This is a genomic window from Sediminimonas sp. (assembly GCF_024637375.1).
Classification (GTDB): Bacteria; Pseudomonadota; Alphaproteobacteria; order Rhodobacterales; family Rhodobacteraceae; genus Sediminimonas.
Map to the genome: position 1 here is coordinate 41,811 of NZ_JAGXFK010000029.1, position 17,717 is coordinate 59,527.

General features: G+C 68.2%; 18 protein-coding genes. 7 read left to right on the plus strand and 11 right to left on the minus strand.

Annotated features, from left to right (window positions below; translation table 11 throughout):
- Positions 1-140 precede the first annotated feature (140 nt).
- Together ggt and Q0L89_RS03875 are read right to left on the minus strand one after the other, a co-directional pair.
- Positions 141-1,937, minus strand: a complete 1,797-nt coding sequence (ggt, locus tag Q0L89_RS03870; RefSeq protein WP_296762683.1) for a gamma-glutamyltransferase — start codon at positions 1,935-1,937, stop codon at positions 141-143.
- Positions 1,938-2,107: 170 nt separating this feature from the next.
- On the minus strand, positions 2,108-3,094 hold the full coding sequence (locus Q0L89_RS03875) for a D-glycerate dehydrogenase (protein ID WP_296762684.1): 987 nt from the start codon (positions 3,092-3,094) through the stop codon (positions 2,108-2,110).
- Between the two features lie 115 nt (positions 3,095-3,209).
- Between Q0L89_RS03875 and Q0L89_RS03880 the strand changes: the two genes are divergently transcribed.
- From Q0L89_RS03880 to modC, 4 genes are all read left to right on the plus strand, one after another.
- Positions 3,210-3,713 carry an SH3 domain-containing protein gene (locus tag Q0L89_RS03880; protein WP_296762685.1) on the plus strand — a complete coding sequence of 168 codons (504 nt, stop codon included), beginning with the start codon at positions 3,210-3,212 and terminating at the stop codon, positions 3,711-3,713.
- Between the two features lie 102 nt (positions 3,714-3,815).
- Positions 3,816-4,616, plus strand: a complete 801-nt coding sequence (gene modA / locus Q0L89_RS03885) for a molybdate ABC transporter substrate-binding protein (RefSeq protein ID WP_296762687.1) — start codon at positions 3,816-3,818, stop codon at positions 4,614-4,616.
- On the plus strand, positions 4,613-5,296 hold the full coding sequence (modB, locus tag Q0L89_RS03890; protein ID WP_296762689.1) for a molybdate ABC transporter permease subunit: 684 nt from the start codon (positions 4,613-4,615) through the stop codon (positions 5,294-5,296). The genes modA and modB overlap by 4 nt, the downstream gene beginning before the upstream one ends.
- Positions 5,283-6,395, plus strand: a complete 1,113-nt coding sequence (gene modC, locus Q0L89_RS03895; protein WP_296762690.1) for a molybdenum ABC transporter ATP-binding protein — start codon at positions 5,283-5,285, stop codon at positions 6,393-6,395. The genes modB and modC overlap by 14 nt, the downstream gene beginning before the upstream one ends.
- Before the next feature lie 27 nt (positions 6,396-6,422).
- Here the strand turns inward: modC and Q0L89_RS03900 are convergent, their stop codons facing one another.
- Positions 6,423-6,800 (minus strand): hypothetical protein, encoded by a 378-nt coding sequence (locus Q0L89_RS03900; protein ID WP_296762692.1) that lies wholly within the window; start codon positions 6,798-6,800, stop codon positions 6,423-6,425.
- Positions 6,801-7,186: 386 nt separating this feature from the next.
- Between Q0L89_RS03900 and Q0L89_RS03905 the strand changes: the two genes are divergently transcribed.
- Genes Q0L89_RS03905 through Q0L89_RS03915 form a run of 3 tightly spaced genes read left to right on the plus strand, consistent with a single transcriptional unit; the run spans position 7,187 to position 8,561 of the window.
- Complete coding sequence (locus tag Q0L89_RS03905) at positions 7,187-7,609, plus strand: Hsp20/alpha crystallin family protein (RefSeq protein WP_296762694.1); 423 nt, start codon at positions 7,187-7,189, stop codon at positions 7,607-7,609.
- A gap of 24 nt (positions 7,610-7,633) precedes the next feature.
- Entirely contained in the window at positions 7,634-8,041 is a 408-nt protein-coding gene (locus tag Q0L89_RS03910) for an Hsp20/alpha crystallin family protein (RefSeq protein WP_296762695.1), read from the plus strand.
- Positions 8,042-8,057: 16 nt separating this feature from the next.
- Positions 8,058-8,561: an Hsp20/alpha crystallin family protein gene (locus Q0L89_RS03915; protein ID WP_296762697.1), complete on the plus strand. Its 504-nt coding sequence runs from the start codon at positions 8,058-8,060 to the stop codon at positions 8,559-8,561.
- A gap of 128 nt (positions 8,562-8,689) precedes the next feature.
- On the opposite strand, the gene Q0L89_RS03920 is transcribed toward Q0L89_RS03915, so the two are convergent.
- From Q0L89_RS03920 to Q0L89_RS03955, 8 genes are all read right to left on the minus strand, one after another.
- Positions 8,690-10,036: a dicarboxylate/amino acid:cation symporter gene (locus tag Q0L89_RS03920; RefSeq protein WP_296762699.1), complete on the minus strand. Its 1,347-nt coding sequence runs from the start codon at positions 10,034-10,036 to the stop codon at positions 8,690-8,692.
- A 189-nt stretch (positions 10,037-10,225) separates the two neighbouring features.
- Positions 10,226-12,001 (minus strand): SLC13 family permease, encoded by a 1,776-nt coding sequence (locus Q0L89_RS03925; RefSeq protein ID WP_296762700.1) that lies wholly within the window; start codon positions 11,999-12,001, stop codon positions 10,226-10,228.
- Between the two features lie 87 nt (positions 12,002-12,088).
- Positions 12,089-12,925: an ATP-binding protein gene (locus Q0L89_RS03930; protein WP_296762702.1), complete on the minus strand. Its 837-nt coding sequence runs from the start codon at positions 12,923-12,925 to the stop codon at positions 12,089-12,091.
- Positions 12,922-13,860: a twin-arginine translocase subunit TatC gene (gene tatC, locus Q0L89_RS03935; RefSeq protein ID WP_296762704.1), complete on the minus strand. Its 939-nt coding sequence runs from the start codon at positions 13,858-13,860 to the stop codon at positions 12,922-12,924. The genes Q0L89_RS03930 and tatC overlap by 4 nt, the downstream gene beginning before the upstream one ends.
- Positions 13,857-14,603 (minus strand): Sec-independent protein translocase protein TatB, encoded by a 747-nt coding sequence (gene tatB, locus Q0L89_RS03940; RefSeq protein ID WP_296762706.1) that lies wholly within the window; start codon positions 14,601-14,603, stop codon positions 13,857-13,859. The genes tatC and tatB overlap by 4 nt, the downstream gene beginning before the upstream one ends.
- 3 nt (positions 14,604-14,606) lie before the next feature.
- On the minus strand, positions 14,607-14,834 hold the full coding sequence (locus Q0L89_RS03945; protein WP_296762708.1) for a twin-arginine translocase TatA/TatE family subunit: 228 nt from the start codon (positions 14,832-14,834) through the stop codon (positions 14,607-14,609).
- A 154-nt stretch (positions 14,835-14,988) separates the two neighbouring features.
- Entirely contained in the window at positions 14,989-16,098 is a 1,110-nt protein-coding gene (locus Q0L89_RS03950; RefSeq protein ID WP_296762710.1) for an ABC transporter ATP-binding protein, read from the minus strand.
- 48 nt (positions 16,099-16,146) lie between these two features.
- A complete protein-coding gene (locus Q0L89_RS03955; RefSeq protein ID WP_296762711.1) occupies positions 16,147-17,526 on the minus strand; it encodes a sodium:proline symporter in 1,380 nt (459 codons plus the stop codon).
- Between the last annotated feature and the right edge of the window lie 191 nt (positions 17,527-17,717).

Below are 17,717 nucleotides of genomic sequence, written 5' to 3' on the forward strand. Positions count from 1 at the left end.
CACGTCCCTGCCATGGTCGGCGGTCGATTCCGCCCTGAGCGACAGGGTGACGCCGCGACCATGCTCCTGTCAACCGATCGCCCCCTCATATGGGTATCGGCAGCGGGTTATCCACAACATATTGCCCGTATTCGCCGTGCTCACTCGCCCAGGGCCACGCCCTCGCGGCGCGGGTCGGCGCCGCCACGCAGGCCCTCGGGGGTGATTGCCACCATGTGCAGCCCCGAGGTCATCGCCCGCCGGGCCACCTCGTAGCCCAGATCGGTCAGCGCGCCGGACAGCGCCTCGGCCCCGGTGCCGCGTTCGACATCGAATGCGCCGAAGCGGTTGACGAGATGGCCCATCGCGGCGGCTTGCTGCACGTTCATGCCCCAGTCGAGATGGGCAATCAGCGCCTGCGCCACGTAGCCGATGATACGGCTGCCGCCGGGGCTGCCCAGCACCAGCACCGGCGCGCCGTCGCGCAGCACGATGGTGGGCGCCATCGACGAGCGCGGCCGCTTGCCCGGCGCCACCGCGTTAGCGATCGGCCGCCCGTCGCGGTGGCTGCGGAACGAGAAATCGGTAAGCTGGTTATTGAGCAACATCCCCCGCACCATCACCCGGCTGCCAAAGGCATTCTCGATGCTCGACGTCATCGAAAGGGCGTTGCCGTAGCTGTCGACGATCGAGATATGCGAGGTCGCCGGCTGCGTCAGCGTCTCGCCCGGCCCGCGACGACCCGCATGGTCGAAGGCAGGTCGGCCCGGGGCCACCTCTGCCAGCGCCACCTCCCCCGTCAGCAAACGCGCCCGGCGCGCTATGTAATCGGGCGCCAGCAGCCCCTTGACCGGGACCGGTACGAAATCGCTGTCGGCCATGTAAAGGCCCCGGTCGGCAAAGGCCAGGCGGCTGGCATCGCCGATCAGTCGCCAGGCGCGGGGGCTGCGCGGCCCCATCGCGGCCAGGTCGTACCCCTCCAGCAGGCGCAAGGTCTGCGCCACGGTCAGCCCGCCCGAAGACGGCGGCCCCATGCCGCACACGCGATGCCCGCGATAGGGCGCGCAGACCGGCGCGCGCTGCTTCACCTTGTAGATTTCCAGGTCGCGGCGGCTCAACAACCCCGGCCGCGCGGCGCCGCGCACCGCGGCAACGATGTCACCCGCCACCGGGCCGGAATAGACGGCGCCCGCGCCCTGCCGCGCGACCACGCGCAACAGCCGCGCATAAGCCGGGTTGCGCAACCTGTCGCCCGCCGCAAGAGGCGCGCCGCCGGGCAGGAAATAGGCCGCCGTTTCGGGATGCACCGACAGGCGGTCGGTGTCGCGGGCCACCAGCCCGGCAAGGCGCGGCGAGACGACGAAGCCCCGTTCGGCCAGATCGGCGGCATCCGCGAAAAGCCCCGCCCAGGGCAGACGGCCCCAGCGGTCATGCGCCGCCTGCATCAGCGCCGGAACGCCGGGCGTGCCCACCGAGAGCCCGCCGACAACCGCCTCGAAGAACCCCAGCGGCGTGCCATCGGTACCCAGAAACAGTCGCGGCGTGGCCGCCATCGGCGCGGTTTCGCGCCCGTCGAGCGTGCTCAGCGTGCCGCTCTGCGCGTCGTACCACAGCAGGAAGGCGCCGCCGCCCAGCCCCGAGCTTTGCGGCTCCACCAGCCCCAGCATGGCCTGTACCGCGACCATGGCGTCGGCGGCGGTGCCACCGCTGGACAGCACCCGCGCCCCGGCGCGTGCGGCGTGGGGATTGGCGACCGACAGCATCCAGTCGCGCGCCGCCACCGGGCGGCCGTCGGCCTTGGCATCGAGTGCCGCGGCCACCCCGGGCGATATCGCAAGCGCACCGGCGCCGCCGGCCTCGGGGCTGTGCGCATCCGCGGCCTGTTGCGCCGCCACGGGGATGCCGGTCAGTGACACCAGCGCCGCGAGCACGGCGCCAATCCATCCACCACATGTCATCCTGGCCTCCCCGGTCAATGCATCCGGGGGTCACTGTGCACGGGCAAGGGGCCATACGGCAAGTGTGCGCTGCCCGGGCCGGGGACGGCAAAGGGGGCGCTGCCCCCTCTTGGCCTGCGGCCAATTCACCCCCGGAGTACTTGGGGAAAGATGAAGACCGTGCTGCCCTGTTACAACATCGACGGCAGCACCTGGTCGGGCGGGCGGTGGCCGTCCTGATAGGTCTTGATGTTGATGATCACCTTCTCGCCCATTTCCAGGCGGCCCTCGCGCGTGGCCGAGCCCATGTGCGGCAGCAGAACCACGTTCTTGAGTTCGCGCAGGCGCGGGTTGATGCTGCGGCCGCGCTCATAAACATCGAGCCCGGCACCGGCGATCTCGCCGGCGCGCAGCATCCGGGTGAGGGCGTTCTCGTCGATCACCTCGCCGCGCGAGGTGTTGACCAGCACCGCCTCGGGTTTCATCAGCTTGAGCCGCCGCGCGTTGAGCAGGTGGAAGGTCGAAGGCGTGTGCGGGCAATTGACCGAGACCACGTCCATCCGCGCGACCATCTGGTCGAGACTTTCCCAGTAGGTCGCCTCCAGCTCGTCCTCGATCTCGTCGCGCAGCCGGGTGCGGTTGTGGTAGTGGATCTGCATGCCGAAGGCGCGGGCGCGGCGTGCCACCGCCTGGCCGATCCGGCCCATGCCAAGGATGCCCAGACGCCGCCCGCCGACGCGCCCGCCCAGCAGCGCCGTGGGCGACCAGCCCGGCCAGTCGTCGGACTGCATCATCGCCAGGCCCTCGGGGATGCGGCGCGTCACCGCGAGAATCAGCGCCATGGTCATGTCGGCGGTGTCGTCGGTCAGCACGCCGGGGGTGTTGGAAACCAGGATGCCGCGCTGGCGGGCGGTCGCCACGTCGATATGATCGACGCCGGCGCCGTAATTGGCGATCAGTTTCAGTCGCTCGCCCGCCTGCGCGATCAGCCCGGCGCCGATGTCGTCGCTCAGCGTGGGCACCAGGACATCGGCCTGCTGCACCGCCTCGGTCAGCTCGGCGCGGGTCATGGGGGTGTCGTCGTCACGCAGTTTCACGTCGAACAGCTCTTTCATCCGCGTTTCGACCGCCTCCGGCAAGCGTCTCGTCACGACAACACTCAAACGTCCCGTTGGCATGACTGCCCTCCCTTCGTGCTTTTCAAATCGCCGCCGCGGTGTCACAGTGGCGCACCATAAGCGGGCGCACAAGAACCCGCGGGTAGTTTTCGATACACGCACACGGGCCATTGCCATGATATCGCGCAGGAAACGGTTTGCGCTGACGGTTCTGTTGGCCCTTGCACTGGCGACGGGCGCCGCGGCGCAAGAGCGCGGACCGGTCACCAATTTGCCATTGCCGCGCTTTGCGTCGGTCAAGGCGTCCAAGGCCAACGTGCGCCGCGGGCCGTCACTGACGCATCGGATCGACTGGGTTTTCAAGCGCCGGGGCATCCCTGTCGAGATCACCGCCGAGTATGGCAACTGGCGCCGCGTGCGCGACCGCGACGGTGCCGGCGGATGGGTGCATTATGCCCTGCTGTCGGGAAACCGGACGGTGGTCGTGACGCGCGACATGCTGGCGTTGACGAACAGTCCCAAGCCTGCGGCCACGGAAATGGCGCGGCTGGAGCTGGGCGTGATTGCGTATGTGGAAAGCTGCATGACCGACTGGTGCGAACTTTCGGTCGGCGGTTACGCGGGCTGGGCACCGAAATCTGGGTTCTGGGGCGTGGGCGCGACCGAGATCATCGACTGAGCGGCGCGGGCCGATATGTCCAGACGGCAATATTGCTTGACTCCTGCAGCGCGCCTCGCAATCGTCGTCTCGATATTTCTGTCCAAACATATCGGAGGCGCCATGCCCCTGCCCCCACGCGGACACGCCACCTTCGTGGTGCGCATTTGCACCGTGCTGGCGCTCGCCGCGGCGCTGGCCCTGCCCGCCCCGGCACGGGCCGCCAGCGCGCTGATCGCGGTCGCGGCCAATTTCGCCGAGGCCGCCGAGGTCATCGCCGAGGATTTCGCCGCCGCCACCAACCACGAGGTGACGCTGGCCGCCGGCTCGACCGGCAAGCTCTATGCCCAGATCACCAAGGGCGCGCCTTTCGATGCGCTGCTCGCCGCCGACCAGGCGCGCCCGCGCCGGCTGGAGGCCGAGGGCCACGCCGTGGCCGGATCGCGCTTTACCTATGCCAAAGGACGGCTGGTGCTATGGAGCCCGGGCGCGGCCATGATCGGCCCGGACGGCGCGGCCACCCTTGCGGCGGGCGATTTCGACCACCTGGCAATCGCCAACCCCGACCTGGCGCCCTACGGGCTGGCGGCGCGGCAGACGCTTGAGCACATGGGTCTGCGCACGCCCCTGCGCGACAAGATCGTGATGGGCCAGAACATCGGCCAGGCGTTCTCGATGGTGGCCACAGGCAACGCTGCGCTCGGGCTGGTGGCGGGGTCTTACGTGGCCTCGCCGCGCAACCATGCGGCGGGCAGCGCATGGGCCGTGCCTGCAACCTATCACGACCCGATCCGGCAGGACGCGGTACTGTTGGCCCACGGCGCCGACAACGCCGCGGCGCGCGCCTTTCTCGACTACCTGAAAGGCGCGGAGGGCCGCGCGGTGATCGCGCGCTTCGGCTACGGCACCGGGGAGGACGGATGACAGCCCTGCCCGACCTCGGCCCGCTGTGGCTCAGCCTGCGGCTTGCGGGGTGGGCAACGATGATCCTGCTGGTCGTGGGCACGCCGCTGGCGTGGTGGCTGGCCCATACCCGCAGCCGCGCCAAACCGGTGGTCGAGGCGCTTACCGCGCTGCCGCTGGTGCTGCCGCCCACCGTCCTGGGGTTCTACCTGCTGGTGGTGCTGAGCCCGCAATCCCCGGTCGGCGGGCTGTGGCGCGATGTCACCGGCACGACGCTGACGTTTTCGTTCTCGGGGCTGGTGGTGGCCTCGGTGCTTTATTCGCTGCCCTTCGCCGTGCAGCCGCTGCAAGCGGGGTTCGAGTCCGTGGGCCGCGCGCCGCTGGAAGCGGCGGCACTGCTGCGCGCCGGGCCGTTGGACCGATTTTTCACCGTCGCTTCGCCGCTGGCCCTGCGCGCCTACCTGACCGCAACGGTGCTGAGCTTTGCCCACACCATCGGCGAATTCGGCGTGGTGCTGATGGTGGGCGGCAACATCCCCGGCCGCACGCAGGTGATCTCGATCGCGATCTACGAACATGTCGAGACGCTGAACTACGCCCAGGCACATACGCTGTCGGCGATCCTGCTGGTGTTTTCCTTCGTCGTGCTGCTGGCGGTCTATGCCGCGAACCGGCGCTTCCCCATCCATGTCGGGGGCTGAGCGAATGGCGGGGCTGTCGGTGGATATCGCGCTCGATTATCCCGGCTTCGCGCTGGCGCTGTCGCACGACTTTCCCGCCCGCGGGTTGACGGCGGTGTTCGGCCCCTCGGGCTGCGGCAAGTCCACGCTTCTGCGCGTGATCGCAGGGCTTGAGCGTGGTGCGCGCGGCGATGTGCGTTTCGACGGCGAGACGTGGCAGGGCGCCGGCCGCCCCACCCCGCCGCACATGCGCGGCGTGGGTTACGTGTTCCAGGACGCGCGGCTGTTCGCGCATCTCCGCGTCGCGGGCAACCTGCGCTACGCCGCCCGCCGCGCGCGGCGCGCCGGGGCCCGGCCCGACGAGGCCGGCATCATCGCGGCGCTGGAATTGCACGACCTGCTGGAGCGGCGCACCACAACCCTGTCGGGGGGGCAACGCCAGCGCGTGGCCATCGCGCGCGCCCTGATGGGGGCGCCGCGCCTGTTGCTGATGGACGAGCCGCTTGCCGCGCTCGACGCGGGACGCAAGGCCGCAATCCTGCCGCTGATCGAACGGCTGCGCGACAGCGCGGGCATTCCGATCATCCATGTCAGCCACGACCTGTCAGAGGTGGCGCGGCTGGCCGATCACGTCGTGATGATGAAAGACGGGCGGCTGGTGCGCGCCGGCCCGGTCGCCGAGGTGCTTGCCGATCCGGACACTGCGAGCGCGGTCGGGGTGCGCGAGATGGGCGCGCTGATGCCGGCGCGGGTGCTGCGCCACCACGACGACGGGCTGACCGAACTGGCGGTATCGGGCGGGCGTCTGTTGTTGCCGCAGATTGCGGCGGCACCCGGCACGGCGCTCAGGCTGCGCATCCCGGCGCACGAGGTGATCCTGTCGCGGGCACGGCCCGAAGGGCTGTCGGCGCTCAACATCCTGCCCGGCATTGTCACCGGGGTTCACCAGGGCGCCGGGCCGGGCGTCATCGTCAAGCTTCGGGTGGGCGAGGATGACCTGTTGGCGCGGATCACCCGGCGCTCGGCCGAGGCGCTGGCGCTGCGCCCGGGCACGGACCTGCACGCCATCGTCAAATCGGTGTCCATCGCGCAGGCCGATGTCAGCACCGCTGCCGTGTGACCGCGCGGTCGCACGCTGCACGTCGGGTCAGTCGCCCTTGGCGGGCTGTTCGTGCGAGGCCCACAGGCAACGGTCGAACTCGGCATAGCGCAGCAGCGCGTCGCCCTGCGTTCCGCTGACTAGCCGCGAGCAGCCCTCCAGCACGTCGGGCGCGGGATAGGCCGAAACCACCGCGCGGGCGCCGGGGGCGGCGCGCAGGGCGCAAAGCTGCGCGCCGGGGTCCAGCCGGATCGGGCCACGCCGCGTGGTGCCAACCTCGACGGTGAAGACACGCGCGGTGTCGTCGCGGTTCTCGACACAGACCCGATCGCCGCCGGCCAGGGCGGCCGACGCGCTCAGCCACAGGCCCAGCGCCAACGCCGCGGCGCGGCCGGCGCGGGCAAGTGCGAAATCGTGCATGTCCATCCGGGCACCTCCGGTGCGGAACGGGCAACAGGGGCTATCATAGCCGCCGCACGGAGCACGCGCCATGCGCGCGCACGCAATCGTGTACGGCCCTCGCCCATGGTTGTCAGCCGTGCCGAGACCGAGCGCGCCATACGGTCGCAAGCGGCGCGCAAACGGCGCCGTGGCTCTTGAAAACAACGCCCGGCAATCCTTTATCGGTTGTGAACGCCCGAACGGGGTTCGCGAAAGACGGGTCTGGCCAGGTCTGGCAGGCCACCGGAGAAGTCGCCGTGATGCGGGGCTGCAACGGTGCCGTCGCATGATCAGAGCAGGGGTGTGCCGCTAGCGGCGCCCGACCGTCCTTCGTGTGCCCCGTGGCGGGCTGTCACGCAAAGGAGGTCACCATGCTTTATCCAACCAATCTGTACCGTGCCGATCCGTTTTCGCTGATGCGTCGCCTGACCGACGATCTCGACCGGGGGCGGCCTGGCCACGGACAGGCGTTTCCCCCGATCAATATCTGGCAAAGCGACGAGGCGGCGGCAATCAGCGCCGAACTGCCCGGGGTCGACCCCGGCGATATCGACATCTCGGTCAAGGACGACGTGCTGACGCTGTCGGGCGAACGGCACGCGCCGGACCTGTTCGAGGGCGCCAACTGGCACCGCCGCGAACGCGCTTTCGGCAAGTTCACCCGCGCCGTGCGCCTGCCCTTCCGCGTCGATCCCGAAAAGGTCGAGGCGCGCTTTGCCGACGGCGTGCTGCGCGTCGCCGTGGGCCGCCCCGACGCGGACAAGCCGCGCCGCATCGAAATCAAGGCCGCCTGAGCGCCCCGGAAAAGGAGGACACCCATGACAAAGAAAGTCACCAAAAGGCCCGAACAGGCCCCGACCGAGACCACCGAGACGGCCGAGGCCACCCGCAACCGCCCGCTGTTGCGACCGCTGACCGATATTGCCGAGACGCCCGACGGCGTGACCCTGGCGATCGAGATGCCGGGCGTGGCCGCCGACGACGTGGACGTGACGCTGGAAAACCGCGTGCTCACGATCCGCGGCCGCTCGGGCGCGGTCGATCCCGAGAACCTGCAACCGGTCCACGCGGAATACGCGCCGGGCGACTTCGAGCGCGCCTTCACCCTGTCGGAGGATTTCGACAGCGAAAAGATCGAGGCGGAAATGAAAAGCGGCGTGCTGACCTTGCACATGCCGCGCGCCGAGGCGGCGCAACCGCAGAAGATCAAGGTCAAGGCAAGCTGAAAAAAGGAGAGAAACCATGAAGATCAAGGATCTGATCCCCTGGGCGCACAAGGATGACGCGCCCGAAACCACCAAGCCCGACGACCACCCCGTCGCCACGCTTCAGCGCGAAATGAACCAGGCGTTCGAAAGCTTCTGGAACCGGTTCGGCAAGGGGCTGGGCGATGTCGACTGGCCCTGGGGCCAGTCCGACGCGAAGTCGGACGTGGTGCAGACCGACGATGCCATCGAGATTTCGGTCGAACTGCCGGGCATGGAGATGGACGACATCGAGGTCTCGGTGAGCGACGACATGCTGACGGTGAAGGGCGAAAAGAAGGTCGAACGCCAGGAAGACAAGAAGGGCTACTACCTGTCCGAGCGCAGCTACGGCGCCATCTACCGGGCCATTCCGCTGCCGCCGGGCGTGGACGGCGAGAAGGCCGAGGCGCACTTCAAGGGCGGCGTGCTGACGATCCGCCTGCCGCAAACGCCCGAGGCGCAGGCCAAGGTGCGCCACATCGAGGTCAAGCCCTCCTGAGCGCACCCAGCGCGGGAAGGGAACGGGCGCGCCATCGTGCGATGGTGGTGCGCCCGCCAGGCATCCGGCATGGCGGGATGGGTCGGTCGTGCCGCCCCTATGCTGCCTCCGGCGCGCGACACGCCCTTTCAGTCGCCCTGGCCGGGCTGGCCGTCGGCCCCCTGGCCGCGCAGCAGCGTTGCGGCGACCAGATCACCGGTGACGTTGACGGCGGTGCGGCACATATCGAGCAGGCGATCGACCCCGAGGATGATCACCATGCCCTCGACGGGAATGCCCATGCCACCGGCCACGTTGATCAGGATCGCGATCGAAACGCCCGGCGTGCCCGGCGCGCCGATGCTTGAGACGACCAGCGTGCCGGTGACCACCGCGATCTGGGTAAAGCTCAGTTCCACCCCCGCCAGTTGGGCCAGAAACAGGATCGCCACCGCCTGATAAAGTGCCGTGCCGGCCATGTTCATCGTCGCGCCCAGCGGCACCACCAGGTTGGCGATGCTGGACGGCACCGAAAGCTGCCGCGCGGTCTGGATGGTCACCGGCATCACTGCCGAGGAACTCGACGTGGAAAAGGCCAGCAACAGGTTGCCCCCCGCCTTTTGCATGAATTCCACCGGCCCGATCCGGCCGATCACGGCCAGGATCGCCAGGTAAAGCAGCATCAGCAGCCCCAGGCCCAGAAGCACGGTGCCGACATAGCCGGACACCCCGATTATCGTATCCAGCCCCAGCCGCATCACCAGTTGCGCCATCAGCCCGAACACCGCGAACGGGGCAAGGAACATCGCCCACTTGACGATATTCATCGAGATCGACAGCAGCGCGTCCATCAGCGCCAGGAAGGGCTGCGCGCGTGTCGGCTCTACCTGCGCCACCGAAAGCCCCACCAACAACGCCAGAACCACCACCGCCAGCATGTCGCCCTGCACGATCGAGGCGGTGGGATTGGTCGGCAGGATGTCGGCGATGAGATCGGGCAGCCGCGCCGGCGCGGCCGGGGCGGCTGCGGCGTCGGCATCGGCGCCGCCGGGCGTTGCAGGCACGGGTGGCGGGGCAAGGCCGCTGCCCGCCAACGCCGCGCCGGGCCGCAACCATTGCGCCAGCATCACCCCGATCGCCGCCGCGACGGTGCTGGTCAGCACGATGAAAGCGGCCAGCCGCAGGCCGACAGCGCGCAGTTCCGCCCCCGAGCCGGCTCCGTTGAGCCCGCCCACGATCGAGGAAAAGATCAGCGGCACCAGCACCATCGCGATCAGCGCCAGGAATATACGCCCCGGCAGCGCCAGCCACATCCCGATGGAATCGGCGGTGCCGGGCGCGACAAGCCCCGCGCCCTCGCCCATCAGCAGCCCCAGCCCGAACCCCAGAACCATCCCCGCCATCACCTGCGCCCATAGCCGCGAGGTGATCCAGACACGCAGCTTGAAGCGCTGGCGCCCAATGTCCATCTGCGGGGTCGCGGAATCCTCGGTCATGTCTGCGGTGCCTCCTGCCTGACAACCCCGTGCGGTACGGTCGCGGGAAGGGTACTGGTCGGGGTGACGGCGTCAATGGCGCACCGGTGTGTCGCGTTGGTGGCGCAATCGCAGAGCCGCCGCAGGCTGACCAGCCAGGTGCCAAGACACGCTGGGTCGGCGATGGCGCCGGATCGTGACACGGTCAGATCAGAACGGAAAGAACAGCGGGATCACCAGCACCGCCACCACGACGAAGATCAGGTTCAGCGGCAGGCCCACCTTGATGAAATCGCGGAACTTGTAGCCGCCGGCGCTGTAGACGAAGGTGTTGGTCTGGTAGCCGATGGGGGTGGCGAAGCTGAAGCTTGCCGCGAACATCACCGCCATCAGGAAGGGGCGCGGATCAAAGCCCAGCTCGATGGCCAGTGCCACGGCGATCGGCCCGATCAGCACCGCCACCGCGTTGTTGCTGACCATCTCGGTCATCGCGCTGGTCAGGATGTAGACCGCCGCCAGCACCGCCAGCGGCCCCAACCCGCCGACGACGCCCACCATCGTGTCGACGATCAGCGCGGCGGTGCCGGTCACGTCCAACCCGATGCTGAGCCCCAGCATTCCGAAAATCAAGAACAGGATGTGCCAGTCGATGGCGTCGAATGCCTCTTCGGGATCCACGCAGCGCGTCAACATCACCACCACGGCCCCGATCACCGCCAGCCCGGCTATCGGCAATATCCCCAGCGCCGCCAGCGCCATCACGCCCAGGATGGTGGCGATGGCGATCGGCGCCTTTTCGCGCCGCACCGGGCGTTCGGTGGGCGCCGACAGGTTGATGACGCCGCCGTCCTCCATCAGCCGCCGGATGCCCTCGGCCGGCCCTTCCAGCAACAACGTGTCCGCGAATTGCAGGCTGACATCGTCGATTCGGTCGGAAATGTTGCGGTCGTTGCGGTGCACCGCCATCACGTAGATGCCGTACTTGCGCCTGAGCCGCAGATCGCCCAGCGCCCGGCCGCGCAGGTGCGAATTGGGGCCGACGCTGGCCTCCATCAGCACCGTCTGGTCGGCGGCCACCGGCTCGAACCCCTGGCCCGAAACGTCGCGGAACTCCACCTGCCCGTTTTCCTTCAGCCCCAGGATCTCGCCGGTGTTGGTCTTGATCACCACCCGGTCGCCGGCGCGCAGCACCAGTTCGCGCAGCTCCCGGCGGAGCGACGTTTCACCCCGGATCACGTCGAGGACCCGCGCCTTGCCGGACCCGAAAGGCAGGTCGCTGAGGGGCTGGCCAACATATTTTGACCCCGCCGGAATCAGCAGCCGGGCCATGAACTGCCGCTTGCCGCCCTGGCCCAGAAGGGTGGACATCGAACTGCGTTCGGGCAACAGGAAGCGCCCCGCGAAGACCATGTAGAGCATCCCCACCGTGGCAAAGACCAGCCCCGGCAGCGTCATCTCGAACATGGTGATCGGGGCCAGGTCGGCCTCGATCGCGACGCCGCTCATCAGGATGTTGGTCGACGTACCCACCAGCGTCAGCGCACCGCCGAAGATGGCAGAAAACGACAGCGGGATCAGAAGCTTGGACGGCGCCACCCCGACGCCCGAGGCCAGCGAGATCATCACCGGCGTCATCAGGATGACCACCGGCGTGTTGTTCATGAAGGCCGAGGCCAGCATGGCGCCGAACATCATCATCAGCATCGTGCGCAGGTACGAGCCGCGCGCGCGCCGGCGCAGGAACTCGCCCAGTATCTGCAGAACCCCGGTGCGCTCCAGCGCCGATGAGATGATGAACATCATCGCGATGGTGATCGGCGCGGGCGAGGCGAAGACCCCGAGAAACGCCTCCGTTTCGATGATGCCGCTGGCCAGAAGAAACGCCGAGGCGCCCATCGCCGTCACTTCGGGCGGGTAAATTTCCCGGAAGAAGCTGACGAAAACGACGCCCAGGAGGATCAGCACGATGATCTGTTCCAGGCTCATGCAGCACGCCCCGGTGAAATGACCAACCCACCGCAGTACCGCAGATCGGAACGCCCATTGCAAGCCCGGCGCGGCGTCGCCAGCGGTTCAGATGCCAACGCCACGGCGCCCGGCCAGATCGGTGAAGTACTGCCACGCCACCCGGCCCGAGCGCGCCCCGCGCGTGGCGGCCCATTCTATCGCCTCGGCGCGCAGTGTGTCGTCGTCGATCTCGATGCCGTGGGCGGCGCAATAGCCCCGGATCATGGCCAGGTATTCATCCTGCCCGCAGGGGTGGAAGCCCAGCCAAAGACCGAAACGGTCCGACAGCGAGACCTTTTCCTCGACCGCCTCGGACGGGTTGATGGCGCTGGAGCGTTCGTTCTCGATCATGTCGCGCGGCATCAGGTGGCGGCGGTTCGAGGTGGCGTAGAACAGCACGTTTTCCGGCCGCCCCTCGATGCCGCCATCCAGCACCGCCTTGAGGCTCTTGTAATGCTGGTCGTCGCCGGAAAACGACAGGTCGTCGCAGAACAGCACGAACCGCGCGCGGCTGTCACGCAAGAGCGCCAGCAGCCGCCCGACGCTGGGCAGGTCTTCACGCTGAAGCTCGACCAGCTTCAGCGGCAGCCCCTCGGCGCGCACCGCGCCGTGCACCGCCTTGACCAGGCTCGACTTGCCCATCCCCCGCGCGCCCCACAGCAGCGCGTTGTTGGCCGGCAGGCCGCGCGCGAAACGCAAGGTGTTGTCCAGCAGCGTGTCGCGCGCGCGGTCGATGTCCAACAGCAGGTCGATGTCGACGCGGTTGATGTCGGCCACCGGGCACAGGCGGTCGGGCGCGACATGCCAGACGAAGGCATCGGCGGCGTCGAAATCCGGCGCCGGGTGCGGCGTGGGGGCCAGCCGCTCCAACGCGGTGGCGATACGCTCAAGCGCCTCGCTCACGACCTGCCCCCGCCGTGCCCGCCCTTGTCGGGGTCGTCATCCTCGTCCTCGTCGAACTCCGCCGCCATCGGGTCGTCGTCGAGGTCGTCCTCGTCCTCGTCATCGTCCTCGAACCACAGGCCCTGCGCGCGCAGATCGGCCTCGCGCTTGGTCTCGACCCGGCGCACCAGCCATATCGACACCTCGTAAAGCCCGAAGACCACCACGAACAGGATCACCTGGGTGATCACGTCGGGCGGGGTGACCAGCGCGGCCAGCACCAGGATGGCGACCACGGCGTATTTGCGCACCGCGCCCAGCCCGTCTGCACTGACCAGCCCGGCCTTGCCCATCAGGGTCAGCAGCACCGGCAGTTGGAAACACAGCCCGAAGGCCACGATGAACTTGATCGTCAGGCTCAGGTATTCCTGCGCCGAGCCCTGGAAGGCGATGCCGGCGGCGGGGCTGGTATCGGTCGCGCCTTCGCCCAGCACCGAGCCGGGCTGCTGGAACCCGAGGAAGAAATCAAACGCCAGCGGCGTGACCACGTAGAAGGCGAACGCCGCGCCCAGGAAGAACATGAACGGCGAAGCGATCATGAACGGCAGGAAAGCGCCCTTTTCGTTGCGGTAGAGCCCCGGCGCCACGAAGCGCCACATCTGGAAGGCGATATAGGGAAACGACAGCATCAGCCCGCCCAGAAGCGAGATCGACACCGCCACGAAGAACCCTTCCTGCAGCTTGATCAGGATCAGCCCGCAATCGGTATGGCCGCGCTCGGCCATGGCGCTGCACAGCGGATGGGTCAGGAAGTTGAAGATCGGGTTCCACACCGTGAAACAGATGATCATGCCGACGATGAAAGCCGCCAGCGAATGGATCAGCCGGTTTCGCAGTTCTGCCAGATGCTCGATCAGCGGCGCGCTGCTTTGCTCGATGTCGTCGGTATCGCTCATTTATTGTCCCCGGCGGCCTTCTTGCTGGGCGCCGCCGTCTTCGACGCGGGCTTTTTCGTTGCCGTCTTCTTGGTTGACCTGGCCGTGCCGGCCTTGGTGCTGGTGGCCCCGGAGGCGCCAGCCTTGGACGCGCCTTCCTTCGCGGTGCCGCCTTTCGCGGCGCCGGATTTGGCCGCACCACTTTTCGCGGTGGTGCCCTTCGCGGTATTCCCCTTCGCGGAGCCGGATTTGGCGGTGGAGCCGCCCTTCGCCTTGGCGGGCCTGGACGTGCCGGATTTTCCGGTCGCGGATTTCGCGGTGCCCTGCTTGGCGGAATCGGTACCCGCGTCGGCGGCCTTGGTGGCGGCCGCCTCCTCGGCGGCGCGTGCCTCGGCGGCCTTGCGGTCCAGCGCCTTGTTCCCGGTCGCTTCGCGGATCTTGCGTGCCGCTTCGGCGCGTTCCTCGGCCAGCTTGCCGGTCTCGGAATCGGGGTCGATCGCGGTCAGGTCCGAGGTCGCATCCTTGATCTTGTCCATGCCCAGCTTCTTGGGATTGGCCACATCACGGAAGGTATTGGCCATATCGCTCATGCCCGACCCTTCGGCGGCATCGTCCATCGCGCGGCTGAACTCGCGGGCCATGCCCTTGGCCTTGCCGATGAACCGACCCACCGACCGGAACAGCCCCGGCAGATCTTTCGGCCCCACCACGATCAACGCGACCATGCCGATCAGCAGCAGTTCGGTCCAGCCGAGGTCCAGCATGGATCAGACCTTGTCCTTGTCTTGTTCCTTGGCCTCGGGGGTCACGTCCTTGGCATCCTCTGTCTCGGCCTGATCCTCCAACTCCTTGGAGCCTTCGGAGACGCCCTTCTTGAACGAAGTGATCCCCTTGCCCACCTCGCCCATCAGCGAACTGATCTTGCCGCGCCCGAAAAGCACCAGCACGACCACCGCGATCAGCAGCAGGCCCGGCAGTCCGATATTGTTAAGCATGTCGTCTCTCCCATATACACGGCCCGTGTCCAGCGGGGCCGCTTATCCTGTGTTTCCCGTATCTAATCGTGATGCGCCGCAGTTGGAAGAACCAATGCGTCGCAGAACGGGGATTTTCGCCCTGCCGCCCGTGCCCCGCGGGCGGGCGGCCCTGTCAGGCGGCGCCGGCGATGGCGGGGAACACGAAACAGCGATCGCGCCGGATCATCAGCCACAGCGGCTTGCCCGGCCCGGGCAGGAACACCCCCGGCACCAGCGCCTTGAGCACCGAGCCATCGTAATCCATGCGGATCTCGACCAGGCTCTGGCTGCCCATGAAGCGCGCGCGCACCACCTCGCCGCGCGCGGCGGCGCCGTCCTGCGGGGTGGGGTTGGGGCCACGCCCGCCGCGGTCGAGGTCGATCTTGATGTGCTGCGGGCGGATCACGATCTCGACCTCGGCGCCATCGGGCACACCGGGGGCCAGGAACTGCCCGAAGGGCGTATCCGTCAGCGCGCCTTGCACCCGACCGCAGATCACGTTGATATCGCTGAAAAACGCGACCGCCTGCCGGTCCACCGGGGCGTTGTAGATGTTGTAGGGCGCGCCTTGCTGCACGATTTTTCCGTCGCGCATCAGCGCGATCTCGTCGGCCATGCGCATCGCTTCGTCGGGTTCGTGCGTGACCAGCAGAACCGCCGCGTCCTCGTCGCGCAGGATGTCCAGTGTCTGATCTCGAATGTCGTCGCGCAGGCGGTTGTCGAGCCCCGAAAAGGGCTCGTCCATCAGCATGATGCGTGGCCGCGGCGCCAGGGCGCGCGCCAGCGCCACGCGCTGCTGTTCGCCACCCGACAACTCGTGCGGGAAGGCGTCGATGAACCGCGCCATGCCGACCCGATGCAGCAGTTCCTCGACGCGGGCGCGCTGCGCCTCGCGCGGTCCCGACAGGCCGAAGGCCACGTTGCCGGCCACGTTGAGATGCGGGAACAGCGCGAAATCCTGGAACATCAGCCCGATCGCGCGATGCTCGGGCGGCACCCGGAAGATGGTGTCGCAGATCAGCTTGCCATCGACATGAATCTCGCCCTCGTCCTGTATCTCGACCCCGGCGATCATGCGCAGCGTGGTCGACTTGCCGCACCCCGAAGGCCCCAGCAGGCAGGTCACCTGACCCGGCATCACCGCGAGCGAGACATGATCGACCACCGTCTTGCCGTCGTAGCGACGCACAAGATCGCGGATCTCCAGCCGGGGAACAGCGGGGGCGGCAGGCGCGGAAGGCACGGCAATCTCCGGGCGGTATCCGATCACTTTGATCGGGTTTTCAGCCCTCTAGCAGCCCCGCCCGTGCCCTGCAACCCTGCCCGGCGCGGCCAGTACGCTGGCAAAGCCGATGATCAGGACCACGACGCAGATCGCCAGTAGCTGCAGGTACTTGTGCCCCTCGGGCAGGGTCACGGCCACGACCGGCACATCGCGCAGGAAATAGGCCAGCGCCCCGGTCGTGGCGGCAACGAAAGCACCCAGATAACCCGCGCGCGAGATACCGCGCCCGCCCAGCAAGCCAACCATCAGGACCGGCGTCAGGAACATCGACGCGGTGCCGCTGACCGCCACGGCATCGAACAGGGTCTGGTTTCCCCACAGGGTCAGAACCGCGCCGACCGCCATGAAGGTCAGCATCGCCACCCGCCCGCCGGCCAGGCTACGCGGCGCCAGACGCAGTTCCTCGACCACCAGCCGCGCGGCGCTCGACAGCGCCGAATCGAGCGTGCTGAGCGCCGAGATCAGCAGGCTCAGCATCAGCGCGGCGAACACCCATGGCGGGAACATCCCCGCCCAGGTGCCGATGAGCTGCCCCTCGTAGGCGGCGCCTTCCAGCCCCGCCTGGATGCCGAACAGGCCGAAACCGATGATCAGCAGTGTCGATATCCAGAACGCGTGCAGGAACGATGCCCGCGTCACCGCGCGATCGGCGATGAAGCCGCGATCCATCATCACCGGGTCGTGGGCGGGGTAGGAAAACACCTGCAACCCGGCCACCAACAACAGGATCCAGCCATTGGCCGACCCGGCCACGCCGGGCGCCGTCAGCACCGCGCCCGGGCTGAACCCGGGACTGAGCAGCAGCGCCGCAAAGGCCGCCGCGAATACGCCCAAAAACAGCACCATCTGCACCACGTCGGTGCGGAGCGCCGCGCTCAGCCCACCCCAGGCGGAATAGGCCAGCCCCAGCGTCGCCACTGCCAGGATCGCCCAGGTGCCCGCCGCGGGCCACAGCGCGCCGAAGATCAGCCCGACCACCAACAGGTTGGCAAAGACCTCGGACAACAGGCGCAGCGCGATCACCACGTTATAGGCCACCGTGCCCACCCGGCCAAAGCGCGCGTGCAGCCAGTCCTGCACCGACCCCGCGCCTGCGGCGCGCAGCCGGTCCACGATCAGCCCACCGGTCAGGAACGAGCCGTAATAGGCCGCGTAGGCCAGCGTGCCCGCGATGCCGTAATAGTACCCCAGGATCGCGGCGTTCATCAGCGAGCGCGCGAAGATCCAGGTCGTCACCTGGCTGAGCACCAGCATCCACAGCCCCGGCGCCTGGCCCGCGGTGCCACGCCCGCCAAAGAACCCCTCGACGCTGGCGCGGCGCGGCGCCACCCACAGGCTCAAAGCCGCGACAAGCGCGAAAACGGCAACGATGACAACGGCATCCATTGGCGGTCCTTCCTGCGATGCGATCGGTTTGGCGATCCCTTAGCAGCAACTCACGCACCCCACCATCGCCCCGGCGCACGCCACACGCCGAAGTGAGCACCGCGTGAGCAACGCCCATCGCAGGCGACGCCGGTGCACCGGACGCGCGCCCCGGTGCGTTCGCAACGCCATCTTGGGAACCGTCGAGGGAG